This window comes from Hufsiella arboris (genome assembly GCF_009834875.1).
Classification (GTDB): Bacteria; Bacteroidota; Bacteroidia; order Sphingobacteriales; family Sphingobacteriaceae; genus Hufsiella_A; species Hufsiella_A arboris.
The window spans coordinates 59,366-75,499 of record NZ_WVHT01000005.1; the positions used below are offsets into that span (position 1 = coordinate 59,366).

At 40.5% G+C, this 16,134-nt stretch carries 20 protein-coding genes; all 20 read left to right on the plus strand.

Annotation, left to right across the window (positions count from 1 at the left end):
- Positions 1-21 precede the first annotated feature (21 nt).
- Positions 22-1,398, plus strand: a complete 1,377-nt coding sequence (locus GS399_RS11605) for an OmpA family protein (RefSeq protein ID WP_160844804.1) — start codon at positions 22-24, stop codon at positions 1,396-1,398.
- Positions 1,395-1,754: a translation initiation factor gene (locus GS399_RS11610; protein ID WP_160844805.1), complete on the plus strand. Its 360-nt coding sequence runs from the start codon at positions 1,395-1,397 to the stop codon at positions 1,752-1,754. The genes GS399_RS11605 and GS399_RS11610 overlap by 4 nt, the downstream gene beginning before the upstream one ends.
- A 307-nt stretch (positions 1,755-2,061) precedes the next feature.
- Positions 2,062-2,889, plus strand: a complete 828-nt coding sequence (locus GS399_RS11615) for a MotA/TolQ/ExbB proton channel family protein (RefSeq protein ID WP_160844806.1) — start codon at positions 2,062-2,064, stop codon at positions 2,887-2,889.
- A 93-nt stretch (positions 2,890-2,982) separates the two neighbouring features.
- Complete coding sequence (locus tag GS399_RS11620; RefSeq protein ID WP_160844807.1) at positions 2,983-3,606, plus strand: biopolymer transporter ExbD; 624 nt, start codon at positions 2,983-2,985, stop codon at positions 3,604-3,606.
- Between the two features lie 18 nt (positions 3,607-3,624).
- Positions 3,625-4,179, plus strand: a complete 555-nt coding sequence (locus tag GS399_RS11625) for an ExbD/TolR family protein (RefSeq protein ID WP_160844808.1) — start codon at positions 3,625-3,627, stop codon at positions 4,177-4,179.
- A 23-nt stretch (positions 4,180-4,202) separates the two neighbouring features.
- Positions 4,203-5,027: an energy transducer TonB gene (locus tag GS399_RS11630; protein ID WP_160844809.1), complete on the plus strand. Its 825-nt coding sequence runs from the start codon at positions 4,203-4,205 to the stop codon at positions 5,025-5,027.
- Positions 5,028-5,030: 3 nt separating this feature from the next.
- Complete coding sequence (locus GS399_RS11635; RefSeq protein WP_160844810.1) at positions 5,031-5,276, plus strand: hypothetical protein; 246 nt, start codon at positions 5,031-5,033, stop codon at positions 5,274-5,276.
- The gene (locus tag GS399_RS11640) at positions 5,260-6,177 is read left to right on the plus strand and encodes a PstS family phosphate ABC transporter substrate-binding protein (RefSeq protein WP_160844811.1); all 918 of its coding nucleotides are present in this window, start codon (positions 5,260-5,262) and stop codon (positions 6,175-6,177) included. The genes GS399_RS11635 and GS399_RS11640 overlap by 17 nt, the downstream gene beginning before the upstream one ends.
- 15 nt (positions 6,178-6,192) lie before the next feature.
- Positions 6,193-7,860, plus strand: a complete 1,668-nt coding sequence (locus tag GS399_RS11645; RefSeq protein ID WP_160844812.1) for a tetratricopeptide repeat protein — start codon at positions 6,193-6,195, stop codon at positions 7,858-7,860.
- An 83-nt stretch (positions 7,861-7,943) separates the two neighbouring features.
- Positions 7,944-8,315: an NADH-quinone oxidoreductase subunit A gene (locus GS399_RS11650; RefSeq protein ID WP_160844813.1), complete on the plus strand. Its 372-nt coding sequence runs from the start codon at positions 7,944-7,946 to the stop codon at positions 8,313-8,315.
- 113 nt (positions 8,316-8,428) lie between these two features.
- Positions 8,429-8,971 (plus strand): NADH-quinone oxidoreductase subunit B, encoded by a 543-nt coding sequence (locus tag GS399_RS11655; protein ID WP_160844814.1) that lies wholly within the window; start codon positions 8,429-8,431, stop codon positions 8,969-8,971.
- A complete protein-coding gene (locus tag GS399_RS11660; protein WP_160844815.1) occupies positions 8,971-9,474 on the plus strand; it encodes an NADH-quinone oxidoreductase subunit C in 504 nt (167 codons plus the stop codon). The genes GS399_RS11655 and GS399_RS11660 overlap by 1 nt, the downstream gene beginning before the upstream one ends.
- Position 9,475: 1 nt before the next feature.
- The gene (locus GS399_RS11665) at positions 9,476-10,687 is read left to right on the plus strand and encodes an NADH-quinone oxidoreductase subunit D (RefSeq protein WP_160844816.1); all 1,212 of its coding nucleotides are present in this window, start codon (positions 9,476-9,478) and stop codon (positions 10,685-10,687) included.
- On the plus strand, positions 10,680-11,222 hold the full coding sequence (locus tag GS399_RS11670) for an NADH-quinone oxidoreductase subunit NuoE family protein (protein WP_160844817.1): 543 nt from the start codon (positions 10,680-10,682) through the stop codon (positions 11,220-11,222). Before GS399_RS11665 ends, GS399_RS11670 begins: the two co-directional genes overlap by 8 nt.
- 1 nt (position 11,223) lies before the next feature.
- Positions 11,224-12,585, plus strand: coding sequence for an NADH-quinone oxidoreductase subunit NuoF (gene nuoF, locus GS399_RS11675; protein WP_160844818.1), 1,362 nt, complete (start codon positions 11,224-11,226; stop codon positions 12,583-12,585).
- A gap of 21 nt (positions 12,586-12,606) precedes the next feature.
- Positions 12,607-13,611, plus strand: a complete 1,005-nt coding sequence (locus tag GS399_RS11680; protein ID WP_160844819.1) for an NADH-quinone oxidoreductase subunit G — start codon at positions 12,607-12,609, stop codon at positions 13,609-13,611.
- The gene (gene nuoH / locus GS399_RS11685) at positions 13,612-14,667 is read left to right on the plus strand and encodes an NADH-quinone oxidoreductase subunit NuoH (protein WP_160844820.1); all 1,056 of its coding nucleotides are present in this window, start codon (positions 13,612-13,614) and stop codon (positions 14,665-14,667) included. It abuts the gene before it with no gap.
- A 12-nt stretch (positions 14,668-14,679) separates the two neighbouring features.
- Positions 14,680-15,177 carry a NuoI/complex I 23 kDa subunit family protein gene (locus GS399_RS11690; RefSeq protein WP_160844821.1) on the plus strand — a complete coding sequence of 166 codons (498 nt, stop codon included), beginning with the start codon at positions 14,680-14,682 and terminating at the stop codon, positions 15,175-15,177.
- Positions 15,178-15,288: 111 nt separating this feature from the next.
- The gene (locus GS399_RS11695; protein WP_160844822.1) at positions 15,289-15,792 is read left to right on the plus strand and encodes an NADH-quinone oxidoreductase subunit J family protein; all 504 of its coding nucleotides are present in this window, start codon (positions 15,289-15,291) and stop codon (positions 15,790-15,792) included.
- On the plus strand, positions 15,792-16,121 hold the full coding sequence (gene nuoK / locus GS399_RS11700) for an NADH-quinone oxidoreductase subunit NuoK (protein ID WP_160844823.1): 330 nt from the start codon (positions 15,792-15,794) through the stop codon (positions 16,119-16,121). Before GS399_RS11695 ends, nuoK begins: the two co-directional genes overlap by 1 nt.
- The last annotated feature ends 13 nt before the right edge of the window (positions 16,122-16,134 follow it).

Genomic DNA, 16,134 nt, shown 5'->3' on the forward strand with positions numbered 1-16,134 from the left:
TTGTTAATCTGAAAATATCTTATGAAGCGTGTTTTACTCACACTCGTGTGCTGTCTTTTTTTGTCGGCAGGCATTTCCCAGATACGTATAAGTTCAGTAGATCCGGACGAATGGCTAAAGAAAAATTTTAGCGGTCAGGGGATTGTAATCGGAAACATAAAGCATCACGGCAATCGCATTTCCATGGCGTCATTTACAGGTTTTGGTAAGGTTTTAGAGTTGCCAAAGGGGTTGATCTTGTCTTCCGGAAATGCGTTTAGTGCGTCCGGGGCAAACACGGTTCCTAATATATCTACTACGTTTAACGGTATGGACGAACCTGAAACGGATGCGGATCTGTCTCCGTTATTGAAGGAAAAATTATATGACATCAGTTCTGTAGAATTTGATTTTGTCCCTTACAATAACAGTTTGAAATTTAACTACCAGTTCGGATCAGACGAATATCCTGAATACGTGGGAACACCGTTTAATGATATTTTTGCGTTTTTCATTTCCGATGGGGTAACCACTAAAAACATCGCACTTGTTCCCGAAAAGAATATCCCGGTAAGCATCAATAACATCAACGCAAAATCGGAAGCCAAATATTTTATCGACAACAATATTTTCAGCCAGGAGGAAAAAAGAGAGCAGCCAAAAAAAGTTAAGGTTCAGCGCTCATTTTTCGCGTCTATCTGGTATGGAATCAAGAGCATTTTTGCATCCTCTGATGAAGAAGATTATGAAGTCGCATATGTGAAAACAGACCCAGAATTACAAAAAAAGGTTGGCCCTGATTTATACCGTAATCTTCAATATGACGGTATTACAAAAAAACTTACAGCACAGACATACGTTGAGCCGTTAAAAAAATACCACCTTAAAATTATTATTGCTGATGCTTCAGACAATATTTTTGATTCGGGAGTGTTTATTGAGGATAAAAGTTTGACATCCGTGCGCGATTCACTGCAACCCGGATATATTAATTATGCAGATTTAAGCGGCATCATCGATGCAAAACAAATACTGCAGGGAAAAAAGATGGAAGATCTTTTACCCGACACATTATTAATTAACAACGGCCTGATTTATTTCGATTTTGATCACGCTGACATTAAGCCCTCGGAGGAGAGTAAATTGCAGGGCTTAGCTCAAATGTATAAGGAGGTAAGAGATAAATATGACTTGAGAGTTATAGGCCATACGGACAGCATCGGTAATATGGATTATAATATGGATCTTTCAAAAAGAAGAAATGAGTCTGTAATCGGATATTTAACAAAAATTGTTGATCCCGCTCCCCAAATTGCTATGTTAGACAAGGCGTTTTTAGAACCAGCGGCAACAAATAGTACGACTGAAGGCCGCAGTTTAAATCGCCGTGTAAAAGTTGTATTTGTAAAAAGAAAATGAATAACGATAAGCGATCAAAGAAATTTAACAGTTTCGATGGGATTGTATTTTCAACAGATCCGGAACATGAATACCGGTACGCTGAAACGGAAGTACAGGAAACCCTAAAGCCTCTCCAGCAGAATTTGAAAGTTATGCTCGACAAAAAACAACGCGCCGGAAAAGCCGTAACTCTTGTAACCGGATTTGTTGGCGCTGACGAAGATTTGCAGATGCTTGGAAAAACACTGAAACAAAAATGCGGTGTTGGAGGTTCGGTAAAGAATGGAGAGATATTAATTCAGGGTGATTTCCGGGACAAGATTTTAACTACACTTGTGTCATTGGGTTATAAAGCAAAAAAGGCAGGCGGTTAATCTAAAAGCATTTTTAATCAAATGAAAAATAAAATCAAGTTGATATTTGCATTTCAAGGAAAAAATACTTTTCATTGCAAAACGATTGTCTCTGACGGGGCAATTTTTTTTTAAAATGCGTTATAGTAAACTTATTTAGTGGAGACTGCTGGAGATTAGTAACGTAAATGTTATGTTAACGTGCAAATAATTTTTTATTAATTCGGAATCTTCAAATTTGTTTCACGGGTAAGTACTCTGTAATAAAAGCTAAAAAACAATTAAACACTTTATCAAATCAAAAAACTAAAAACTAAAATTTAAAAAAATGGCAAACGCACCAAAACCAACAACAGCGAAGAAAGAAAGCTCTGGTTCAAGCATTTTTGCAAGCTTAACAATTGTTATCTGTATCATCGTAGGGGTACTTTTATGGAAATTCGTAATGGGTAATCCTTCAAACTTCGAAGGTGGCGACCCTGAAGCTCACCCACTTCCAGGGAATTACTTTGGAATGGTTTACAAAGGCGGAGTTATTGTACCTATCCTGATCGGGATGTTATTAATGGTAATTGTATTCTCTTTCGAACGTTATTTTGTTATCAATAAAGCAGCAGGAACAGGAAATGTTGATGCCTTTGTTAAGAAAATCCAAGGGTTGTTAAGTGCAGGCAGCATTGATGCAGCTATCTCTGAGTGTGACAAGCAAAAAGGTTCTGTAGCAAACGTGATCAAATCAGGTTTGAAAAAATACAAAGAGATGGAAGTAGAGCCAAAAATGGACACAGAGCAAAAATGTCTTGCTATCCAGAAAGATATCGAAGAAGCTACAGCGCTTGAAATGCCAATGTTAGAGCAAAATTTAACAGTTATTGCAACATTAGTTTCAGTTGGTACATTGATGGGTCTGTTAGGTACTGTAACTGGTATGATTAAATCATTCGCCGCTCTTGCAACTTCAGGTGCTCCGGATCAGGCAGCTCTTGCAAACGGTATTTCTGAGGCCTTGATTAACACTGCAACTGGTATCTTGACGTCAACGCTTGCTATTATTATGTACAATGTGTTCACTTCAAAAATCGATAAATTAACTTATTCGATCGATGAGGCTGGATTCTCAATTGTACAAACTTACGCGAGTACACACGAAGATTAATTTTAGTGAATTTTTCAATACCGGGTTTGTGGAAAATCCGGTGTTTTAGCATCACTAAATAAACAGAGTTAAAAAGGATCAATAAAATTAAAGATGCCTAAAGTAAAAGTTCCAAGAAAGAGCACAGTAATTGACATGACGGCGATGTGCGACGTGGCTTCTCTGTTGCTAACTTTCTTTATATTAACAGCAACAGCCCGCCAGCCTGAGCCACTTCCGGTTGATACCCCTGCTTCTGTTGTAAACATCCCTCAGCCTGATACCCAGATAGGTACATTGACTGTAGGACATGGAAAAGTGTTTTTTGGAGTAAAAGAACAACCGGTGCGTGTTAAGATGCTCGAAAAAATGAGTGCCATTTACAATGTTCAGTTTACACCTCAGGAAAAACAGCGTTTTGCCACTATGGAATCTTTTGGGGTTCCAATTAATCAGTTAAAGCAGGTAATCGCGATGAATAGTACCGATAGAAATAAGGAAGGATTGCAACCAGGTATTCCGGCCGATTCTGTAGGCACGCAACCATCAGAGCTGCACAACTGGATATTACAAGCACGTTATGCCACTAAAGAGTTGAGTAATAACGACATGCGGGTAAGTATCAAAGGCGATTCTAAAGAGGAGTATCCAGCGATTAAAAAGGTTATCGACATCTTACAGGCTCAACGGCTTAACAAGTTCAGTTTAATAACTTCGTTACGGGTAGCGGATAAATAAATATTAAAATTCTAAAACATGGCAGAATTAAATAGCGGCGGTGGCGGCGGTGGCCATAAAGGCGGGAAAATAAGAAGCAAAAAGCAGAATGCACGTGTGGATATGACTCCCATGGTGGATTTGATGTTCCTTCTTATCACCTTCTTTATGTTAACCACTACGTTGGCCAAGCCTAAGGCAATGGACATGGCAATGCCTGACAAGAGTGAAAAGCCGGAAGACGATCTTAAAATAGCCGACTTCCGTTCATTGAATATTTTGTTAGGAGCCAACAACCGTATTGAATGGTATATTGGTCAGGCGGACAATCCGTTGGCCCCACCAACAGTTACCAATTATGGTAAAAACGGCATCCGGGAAGTGCTTATCGAGCAAAATAAAAAGGTAATAGCGCAAACCGGAGATCCTAAGAAAGGTGTCATCGTATTGATAAAACCAAGTAAACAATCGGTGTACCGTAATTTGGTTGATATCCTTGATGAAATCAAGATTACCAATTTACAGCAGTATGCGATTGTCGATATAGCGGATCCGGAAATAGACCTGCTTAAACGCGATGGTTTGTATAAATAAGTAAACCATTAAAACGAACTAAGATGGCTAAATTAGATATTTTCAAACTCGATTGGATCGACGTCGTTTTTGCTGACAGGAATAAAGCTTATGGAGCTTATGAACTGAGAAAGGAAAATGCAAAAACAACTAATAAGGCGTTGGTAATCGGCAGTATATTGTTTATACTGGCGGTTTCAGCTCCAATCATTATCAAATACATTTCAGGTTTTGTTCCTGATTCAAAGGAAAAAACTATTGAAACGGAAGTGGTACTGGCTCCGCCGCCACCGGTGGATAAAAATCAGCCACCTCCCCCTCCACCTGCAGAGCCTCCGAAACCGAAGGTTAACCAGGTTAAATTTCCACCTCCGGTAGTAGTACCAAAGGAACAGGTTCGTGACGAAGAGCCACCAACCGTAGAGGAATTAAAAACAGCTGATCCTGGTCAGAAAACTATCCAAGGTGATCCAAATGCAGAAGTACGTATTGACGCACCTGCCGGTGAAGCTCCTAAGGAAGCTGCTGTTACTGAAGATAACGGTGTTCACGATTTTGCCAGCGTTGAAGTATTGCCGGAATTTCCAGGTGGTATGAACAAGTTCTATGACTATGTTGGAAAGAAATATCGTTATCCGGCACAGGCTCAGGAACAAGGCGTATCAGGACGTGTTACCGTTAGTTTCATCGTTGAAAAAGATGGTAGCTTAACTGATATCAAAGTTTTACGTGACTTGGGTATGGGTACTGGTGAAGAAGCTGTTCGTTTATTGAAGTCTTCTCCAAAATGGAAGCCTGGTATTCAAAATGGTCGCCCGGTACGTGTGGCTTATACTATTCCAATCATGTTGAATCTGGAAGCACAGTAATCCATGATTTACAGAGATAATTCAGAACAGAAATCGCCCGCAAAGCGATTTCTGTTCATTTTGGGCCTTTTCACTCCGCTGATTTACGTTGTTTTGGGAGTGACAATTGTATTCTTTAACGGGCTTAAGTATCTAAATGTGAGCCTTTCGAGGACAAATGAAATTTTATTTGGCTCGTTTTTACTTGCCTATGCTGTGTTCCGTTTTGTCAGGGTTTACCTTTCGTTAAAAAATGATAAAAATATATAAGTATACTTTTTTAATACTCGGCATTTCTGTTTTTACGTCATGTAAGCAAAGCTCGAAACCAACCCAGACAACAAGGGAGGGTTCGGCTACTTTTGTTGCTGATGAAACATTTAAGCCTATTATCGATGATGAATTGTATATTTTTCATAACACCTACCCAAATGCACAAATTAAAGTGCGTTATGAACCGGAGCGCACGGTGCTTAATGAATTTTTGAATAATGATACGACTCGTGTAGCTATCCTTGCCAGAGAATTGACCCAAAAAGAGCGTAAAGTTTTTTTGGATAAAAAGATCGTGATCCGTACAAACAGGTTCGTAATTGACGGAATTGCACTCATCGCTAACACGGCGTCACTTGATACTGGCGTAACTGTTCAGGAGATAATAAACCTAATGCAGTCAAAACCGTCAAACATTAAAAAATTAGTATTTGACAACGCAAATTCGAGCACTGTCAGATACTTAAAGGAATTAAGTAACGTTAAGAAATTGCCAACAACAGGAATATACGCTCTCCAGTCAAACCCAGAGGTTATAAAATTTGTTTCCGAAAACACAGGGGCACTTGGAGTTGTTGGAGTGAATTGGTTAATTGATCCTAAAAATGATCTGAAACCTGCAGTTGATAAAATAAAAATTCTTGGTGTTAAAAATCTCCAGGGCAAAAAAGGGGCTGACAAATTCTATGAGCCAGATCAAAATAATCTTGCTTTAGGTCTGTATCCTCTTACCAGGAATGTATATATTATTGATTGCCAGGGTGGAACCGGTTTAGGCACAGGTTTTGCATCGTTTATCGCAGGCGAAACCGGCCAGCGGATTGTGCTAAAATCAGGATTATTACCTGACAGCATTCCACCGCGCGAGCTTATTATTAGAAAAACATTGGAAAAATAGATTAATAATTGAACTATGGAATTTAAGAAGAAAGCAATTTATGCGTCTATAGCATTTGTAATGGCTGGTACGTCAGTTTTTGCACAAGATGTTAATGAGGCAAAGAAAGCTATTGATGCTGAACAATATCAAAAAGCGGAAGGAATTTTAAAGAAGCTAGTAGCTTCACAGCCAACGGCTGCTGAAAATTATTTTTTCCTGGGTGACGTTTATTTAAAAAATGATTATCCAGATTCTGCCAAAATGACATTTAATAAGGGCGTTGCTGCAGCTGCATCAAGTCCTTTAAATTATATAGGACTTGGCGCTGTTGAATTAGAAAATAACAACGCGGCAGGTGCCAAGACAAATTTTGACAAAGCTGCTTCGCTTGCAGGAAAAAAAGATAACAAAACGTTCCTATATATTGGAAAAGCTTATGTCAGTGCGCCAAAGCCTGATTATAACACGGCCCTTACTTTTTTAAATAAGGCGAAGGCCGTAAATGAAAAAGATGGCGAAGTATTTTTGGCTTTGGGTGATGCACATCGTGGTTTGAAAGATAATAGTGCTGCTTACAGTGATTATCGTACAGCTTACGATCTTGATAAAAACCTTTTACGCTCAAAGATTGGTTTGGGAATTATTAACAAACAATCAAAGGCTTTCAAAGAATCAACCGACGAATTCAATGGCGTTATTGCTCTTAATGCGAATTATGGTCCGGCATATCGTGAGCTTGCCGAAACTTATTACTTATGGGCTAACAACGAGCCGAAAGAATATGATGCACGCATCAAACAAGCGGTTGATTACTACAAAAAATATCTTGATTTAACAGATCGTTCAATTGATTCAAGAATGCGTTATGCCGACTTCTTATATCTTTCTAAGGATTACAAAGCATTAATTGAAGAAGCAAAAGCGATGTCAAGTCAGCAAAATGCTAATGCTCGTGTTTATCGCTATTTAGGTTATGCAGATTTCCAAAGCGGTGATTATGCAGGTGCTGTTCAGGCGTTAAATACTTTTATCAGCAAAGCAGATACTTCACGTATCATAGCGAGTGATTATCTTAATCTTGGACAATCGCAAATAAAAGCGGGTGATAAAGCGGCTGGTATTGCCAGTCTTAAAAAGGCAATAGCTAAAGATTCAACTAACGCAGCTGCAATGTCTGAAGTTGGTAAAACACTTTATGATTCGAGAAACTATGCTGAAGCAGCAGATGCATACGAGATTGCAATTAAAGATCCAAAAACTCCTTTGCTTGACTTTTATTATTTAGGAGTATCACACTATTTTGATTACGGGGCGAAGAAAACAGCAAACCAAAATCCTGATAAACAAATACTCGTTCAAGCAGATTCGGCGTTTAGCAAATTATTGCAGCGTTCACCAACAACTGAGCAAGCGTTGTTATACAGAGGTCGTATTCATCGTTTGATGGATGATGAGCAAGATAGCCAGGGATTAGCCGTTCCGTATTTTGAACAGTTTATACAATTGGTAACTGTTACCCGTCCTGAAAAGGCAGAAAAAAACAAAACCGGATTAGTTGAGTCATACCTTTATTTAGGTTCTGTTGCCGCACGTAAAGACAATAACGTTACGAAAGCTAAAGAATATTTTAACAAAGCTTTAGCGCTTGATCCGGCAAATGCTCCAGCCCAGCAAGCGATGAAGGCAATAAGCGGAAAATAACGAAAGGTAATTTTCTATATTCTATAAGAAGAGCCGGTAATTTTACCGGCTCTTCTTATATATTTGCATTTGAAAATTAAAAGATGGAAGCACAAAGTATATCAGTTGATTATTTGCCGATTTTTTTCCAGATGCTGGTAGCAATAGGATTTGTAGTTGCTACAATGCTTGCAACCCACCTGATAGGCCCTAAGCGAAAAACAAAAGATAAGTTGTCTACTTTTGAAGCGGGTATCGAAGTTGTCGGTAATGCACGTCAGCCATTTTCAATTAAGTATTTCCTTGTCGCAATTTTGTTTGTCTTATTCGATATCGAAGTTATTTTCATGTATCCCTGGGCCGTTAATTTCAGAGATTTGGGACTACGCGGAATGGTCGAGATGTTTATATTCATGGCGACATTACTTTTAGGATTTATATACATTATAAAGAAGAAAGCATTAGAGTGGGATTGAGTTTAGATTGATTCTAAATATCGTAACCAACAAATGCTTAATCGACTTAATTAGTAGATTTGTGCTCATTTCAATGTGTTTGAAGTGAGTTTCTTGTTTTAGGAAAGGCATTAATGAGTGAAGTTAATATTGTTGAAGCTCCTCCCGGAATAGAAGGATCGGGCTTCTTTGCTACTTCGTTAGATAAAGTAATAGGAATGGCTCGTGCCAACTCTCTTTGGCCGTTACCTTTCGCGACATCTTGCTGCGGAATTGAGTTTATGGCAACCATGGGATCCCATTATGATTTTGCGAGATTTGGTGCGGAGCGTTTGAGTTTTTCTCCTCGCCAAGCGGATTTGTTAATGGTTATGGGAACCATAGCAAAAAAAATGGAGCCTGTATTAAAGCAGATATATCTCCAGATGGCTGAACCTCGGTGGGTGCTTTCTGTAGGAGCCTGTGCTTGTAGCGGCGGTATTTTTGATACATACTCAGTACTTCAGGGAATTGACGAAATTATTCCTGTAGACGTTTATGTGCCTGGTTGTCCTCCACGACCTGAAGCAATTTTAGACGGCGTTTTGAAAATCCAGGAGTTGGTAAAGAATGAATCCGGAAGACGCAGAAATAGTCCTGAATACAAACAGTTGTTAGCTAAATACGGAATCCAATAATGAGTAGAATCAGTAATCAGGTTTTATTGCAGAAACTTAGCGATCGATTCGGTGATCAGATAACAATTCCTTCAGAGCCATTTGGCCTTTTAACCTTCGAGACGAATAAAGAGATAATTCACGATGTATTGACTTTTCTTCGTGATGATTCTGAATTGAAGTTCAATTATCTAACAGACATAACCGGAGTTCATTTTCCGGAAAAAGACCTTTCTATCGGTGTTGTTTACCATGTCCACAGTTTGACAAACAACTTAAGAGTTAGAATTAAAGTGTTTCTTGAAGCTCAAAATCCGCAGATACCGACTGCCACAACGTTGTGGAAGGGTGCCAACTGGATGGAGCGCGAAACCTACGATTTTTTCGGAATTACTTTTACTGGACATCCTGATTTGCGTCGCATACTAAATGTCGACGATATGACGGTTTTTCCTATGCGTAAAGAGTATCCGCTGGAAGATCCAAACAGAGTTGATAAAAAAGATTATTTCTTCGGAAGATAAAATGAGTAATCATCCAATATATATAGATAACGATCCTCAAAAAGCTACAACAACGCTTAACCTTGGGCCAACACACCCGGCAACTCACGGCGTGTTCCAGAATATATTAGAAATGGATGGGGAGCGTATTGTTAGCGGAGTTTCAACGATCGGATATATACACCGGGCTTTTGAAAAAATTGCCGAGCATCGCCCTTTTTACCAAATTACCCCATTAACTGACCGGATGAACTATTGTTCCTCACCGATTAATAATATGGGTTGGCACATGACGGTCGAAAAACTGCTTGGTATCAAAATGCCAAAGCGGGTTGACTATCTGCGTATAATTGTAATGGAGTTGTCAAGGATTTCCGATCATATTATTTGCAACACAATTATTGGCCAGGACACCGGAGCTACTACGCCGTTTTTGTACCTGTTCCAATATCGTGAGCACATTTACGAAATATATGAAGAGATTTGCGGAGCTCGTTTAACTACAAATATTGGTCGCATTGGCGGTTTTGAACGTGATTTTAATGATATCGCCTTCGCTAAGATCCGTAAGTTCTTAAAGGAATTTCCTGTTGCATTGGCTGAATTTGAAAAGTTGTTGACACGTAACAGGATTTTCATCGACCGTACCGCAAACGTAGCCTGTGTTACTCCGGAAGATGCGTTGAGTTATAGTTGGAGTGGCGTTTTGCTGCGTGCCACCGGTGTTGATTACGATGTCCGTGTAAATGAACCTTATTCGTCTTATGAAGATTTCGACTTCGAAATCCCGGTAGGAACCAAAGGAGATATTTACGATCGTTTTAATGTGCGTAACGGTGAAATGTGGCAAAGCATGCGCATTATTGAGCAAGCCCTTTCCAAACTAGAGAATGAGCCAAAAGGTGTTTTCCATGCTGACGTTCCCGAATTTTATCTGCCGCCGAAAGAGCAGGTTTATAACAACATGGAAGCTTTGATCTATCACTTTAAGATCGTGATGGGAGAAATTGACACACCTAAAACAGAAGTTTATCACTGTGTGGAAGGTGGAAACGGCGAACTCGGGTTTTACCTGATCAACGACGGAGGTCGAACGCCATATCGCTTGCATTTCCGTCGCCCAAGTTTTATCAATTATCAGATGTATGCGCCGATGAGCCGCGGGATGCTGCTTTCGGACGCAATTATCAATATGAGTAGTTTAAACATTATAGCAGGAGAATTAGATGCTTAGTGTAACAAATACAGAAGAAGTTATATTCTCACCTGAACTTGTCACAAAGTTCAAAGAAATCGTAAGCCGTTATCCGGAAGGAAAGCAAAAGTCGGCTTTACTACCTGTTTTGCATTTAGTTCAGGCAGAATTCGGCTGGGTGAGCGCTCCTGCAATGGATAAAGTTGCCCAATATTTGGACATCAGGCCAATAGAAGTGTACGAAGTTGCGACTTTTTACACAATGTTTTTCCTGAAACCGCAAGGTAAATATGTACTGGAAGTTTGCCGGACCGGGCCTTGCTGCCTTGTTGGCGCTGAAAAAATTATGAAACATATCGAGCAGAAACTTGGTGTGAAAGAAGGGCAGGTTACTAACGATAATTTGTTTAGCTGGCGTGGTGTTGAATGCCTTGCTGCCTGCGGTTTCGGACCGGTTTTACAAATTGGCCCTGAGTATACTTTTTATGAAAACCTTACCGAAAGCAAGGTTGACGAACTAATTGATAATTTAAAACTTACAACGGCAGCAAAGCCGGTTGATCAAATCAGCTAACATGGCCCGCAAGTTATTATTAGAACATATCAACGTACCGGGAATAAACACATTGGAGGTTTATCGGCAGCAAGGTGGTTACCGTGCTGTTGAAAAGGCTCTGAAAACACTTACCCCCGACGAAGTTGTAGAAGAAGTTAAAAAATCGGGATTACGTGGCCGAGGTGGTGCAGGATTTCCTACCGGGATGAAGTGGAGCTTTTTGGCTAAACCGGAAGGTGTTGAACGCTACCTGGTTTGTAATGCCGATGAGTCGGAACCTGGTACGTTTAAAGACCGTTACCTGATGACTTACATACCTCATGCTTTGATCGAGGGAATGATCGTTGCGAGCTTCGCGCTGGGTGCTAAAACGTCATATATCTATGTTCGGGGTGAGATGATGCCGCAGATCCGCATCCTGGAAAAGGCCATCGCGGAAGCGAAGAATGCCGGATTTCTTGGTAAAAATATTTTAGGAACGGGATACGATCTTGAATTGTATGTCCAGCCAGGCGGTGGGGCATATATCTGCGGTGAAGAAACTGCTCTTATTGAATCGCTGGAAGGTAAACGCGGTAATCCACGTATTAAACCTCCCTTTCCTGCAATTGCCGGACTGTACAATTGCCCGACAGTAGTGAATAACGTTGAATCGATTGCAGCTATAGTTCCAATTATAAACGACGGTGGTGACGAATATGCGAAAGTCGGAATTGGCCGCAGCACCGGAACAAAACTAATTTCTGCTGGCGGAAATTTGAATAAACCAGGTGTTTACGAAATTGAACTCGGATTGCCGGTCGAAGAATTCATCTATTCGGATGAATATTGTGGCGGTATCGCAAACGGCAAACGCCTGAAAGCTGTCGTTGCCGGCGGTTCTTCAGTTCCGATTCTGCCGGCAAACCTGATATTGAAAACTCTGAATGGTGAGAGCCGCCTCATGTCGTATGAATCATTAGCCGACGGTGGTTTCGCTACAGGAACCATGATGGGGTCCGGTGGATTTATCGCGTTCGATGAAGATCAGTGCATTGTTCGCAATACCTGGAACTTTACGCGTTTTTATCATCACGAAAGCTGCGGACAATGTTCTCCGTGCCGTGAAGGTACCGGCTGGATGGAGAAAGTATTACACCGACTGGAGTACGGCCATGGCAAGCTTAGTGACATGGATCTTTTAGTTGACGTGTCGAAGAAAATTGAAGGAAATACAATATGCCCGCTTGGAGACGCGGCTGCATGGCCTGTTGCAAGCGCCATTCGTCATTTCCGTGACGAATTTGAGTGGCATGTGACAAATCCTCAGGAAGCTGTTCAAAGAAATTATGGATTGGCTCATTATGCTGATCCGCTGCCGCCGGTAGGTGAGCCAGCATAACAGAATAAATACACTTGATAAATGAGTGATTTAATTAAAGTAACAATAGACGGAATAACCGTTGACGTAGCACCTGGCACAAGCATCCTGAATGCTGCACGGCAGATCGGTGGGGAAATTGTTCCGCCAGCTATGTGCTATTATTCTAAGCTCGAAGGAAGCGGTGGAAAGTGTCGCACCTGTCTTGTAAAAGTTAGCAAAGGTTCAGAAAAGGACCCGCGGCCTATGCCGAAGCTTGTTGCTTCCTGCCGTACCGGAGTTATGGACGGTATGGAGGTGCAAAATATTACGTCGCCGGAAGTTGTCGAAGCCAGGAAAGGCGTGGTTGAGATGTTGTTGATCAACCATCCGCTTGATTGCCCGGTTTGTGACCAGGCCGGAGAATGCCATCTTCAGGATTTGGGGTATGAACATGGTCTTTCGTCAACCCGATATGAGTTTGAACGCAGGACATTCGACAGAATAGATATCGGAGATAAGATACAGTTACATATGACTCGTTGTATTTTATGCTATCGTTGTGTGTTTACTGCTGACCAGATAACAAATCAGCGTGTACACGGTGTTCTGGGGCGTGGTGACGCTGCTGAAATATCAACTTATATCGAAAAAGCTATTGATAATGATTTCTCGGGAAATGTTATAGATGTTTGTCCTGTTGGCGCTTTAACCGACAAAACGTTTCGTTTTAAGAACCGTGTTTGGTTTACAAAACCAGTTGATGCTCATCGCGATTGTCCGACATGCAGTGGTAAAGTGACACTTTGGTATAAAGGTGAAGACGTAATTCGAGTGACTGCCCGGAAAGACCAGTTCGGAGAAGTTGAGGAATTCATTTGCAATACTTGTCGCTTTGATCAAAAGAAAACGTCAGATTGGGTGATTGAAGGACCAAGAGCGATTTCTAATCAATCGGTTATATCTTCTAATCATTACGATACACTGAAGCCATTGCCGGTAATAAAAACCAACCTTCAACTTCAGCAGTCAAATAAGGATCAATTTGAACGCGCTACTAAATTATAGATGGAAGCAGCTTTTGTAATCGAAAAATTTATTCTGATCACTGTAATATTTACTGTGAGTCTTCTTGTTGCCATGTACTCAACTTATGCTGAGCGCAAGGTGGCCAGTTTTTTGCAAGATCGTGTCGGTCCCAATCGCGCCGGCCCGTTTGGTATTTTACAGCCGCTTGCCGATGGTATCAAGATGTTCACCAAAGAGGAAATTATTCCTACTCATGCTAATAAATTCCTGTTTATCGCTGGCCCGTCACTGGCGATTTTAACAGCGTGTATTGGCACTGCTGTAATTCCATGGGGTTCAAATATTGAAATTGCCGGAAGAACGATTCCTTTACAGGTTGCTGATGTTAATGTAGGAGTTCTATATATTTTTGGTGTAGTTTCCTTAGGTGTTTACGGTATTATGATTGGCGGATGGGCGTCAAATAACAAGTATTCGTTGATGGGTGCTATCCGTGCCGCTTCTCAGAATATCAGTTATGAAATTGCTATGGGCCTTTCCATTATTGCTTTGCTGATGTCTACAGGTTCATTGTCACTAAAAGTAATTGCCGAACAGCAATCCGGTTTCTGGGCACATGGCTGGTTTACCTGGAACGCATTTCAACAGCCATTAGGATTTCTGATATTTTTAATTTGCGCATTTGCAGAAACTAACCGTTCGCCGTTCGATTTGCCGGAGTGTGAAACAGAGCTGGTTGGTGGTTATCACACGGAATACTCTTCAATGAAATTAGGTTTTTACCTGTTTGCTGAATATATCAACATGTTTGTTTCGTCCGCTGTTATGGCGACGCTTTATTTCGGAGCATATAATTTTCCTTTTATGCACCATCTCGGGCTTTCCGCCAATATGATCAGCATACTTGGAGTCGTGTTTATGATGCTCAAGATCTTCTTTTTCATCTTCTTTTTTATGTGGGTTCGCTGGACAATTCCGCGTTTCCGCTATGATCAGCTGATGAATCTGGGATGGAAAGTTTTGATTCCGTTGTCAATTGCTAACATTGTGTTAACCGGAATCTGGATAACAGTTAAGGATATTTATTTCAAATAGAAAGTAAGATCGGTGGAGTCATTAAGTAACAGAAAAAAAGTAATCGAACAAAAGCCCTTAACATTGATGGAGCGCTTGTATCTGCCTGCCATTGTGAAGGGTATGGCTATTACTTTTATGCATATGTTCAAGAAAAAGCCTACAGTGTTTTATCCGGAACAGCAACGTGAGTTTTCCGAAAACTGGCGTGGCATGCATTCGCTGAAAAGAGATGAAGAAGGCAGGGAACGTTGCACAGCCTGTGGTTTATGTGCTTTGTCATGTCCCGCAGAAGCAATTACCATGATCGCCGGGGAGCGTCAGAAAGGTGAAGAAAATCTTTACAGGGAAGAGAAATACGCAGCGGTTTATGAGATCAATATGCTTCGCTGCATCTTTTGTGGCTTGTGTGAAGAGGCTTGTCCGAAGGAAGCAATTTACCTTGATGGCCCGATAGTACCTTCTGATTATCTGCGCAAGGACTTTATTTACGGAAAAGAAAAACTGGTTGAAGAACCTTTTAAGAAATAACGTAAGTTTTAACCATTAACAGAGGCTGGAGGCCTCGGGAATAAATCATACATTTGCCGCATTATTGGCAGATATAGTAACCATCCTCAGGGATGTATAAATAACAAATTAATGAATATATCTTTATTCTATTTTGTAGCCTTCCTATCTATCTTCTTTTCACTTCTGGTGATTTTTTCAAAGAATCCGGTTCATAGTGTATTGTACCTGATTGTCACTTTTTTTACGTTCACGGTTCACTATATTTTGCTAAATGCACAGTTTCTGGCCATCGTCAATTTTATAGTCTACATGGGCGCTATCATGGTGCTTTTTCTTTTTGTGTTGATGTTATTGAATTTGAACAAGGAAAGTGAACCGGCAAAGTCGCCATTACTTAAAATTGCAGGGGTAGTAGCGGGCATGTGCCTTTTAGTTACTGTTGCTGGCTCAGTAAAAACATTACACACTTCTAATCCTATAGTTCTGCAATCGCCTACATTGGGTCTTGTTAAAAATCTCGGCAAGGTGCTTTTCAGCGATTTTTTACTGCCATTTGAAGTTTCATCGATTTTGTTGCTTTCGGCAATGGTTGGGGCGGTATTACTGGCAAAACGCGAACCAAACGACGCATAATGGAACACATTACTAAAGCTATACAAGGAATTCCGCTTAATCACTATATACTGTTAAGCGCAATTATTTTTTCAATCGGCGTGATCGGCGTATTAATCCGTCGCAATGCCATTGTTATTTTTATGTCCGTGGAATTAATGCTGAATGCGGTTAATTTACTTTTGACTGCCTTTTCAGCTTATAGCGGCGATGCAGCCGGACAAGTTTTTGTATTCTTTATAATGGCTTTAGCCGCTGCAGAAGTGGCAATAGGCTTGGCTATTATTGTAATGATCTACAGGAACACAAATTCCATAGATATTAATGTACTTAACCGGCTTAAGTGGTAAGCTGTATTTTTTA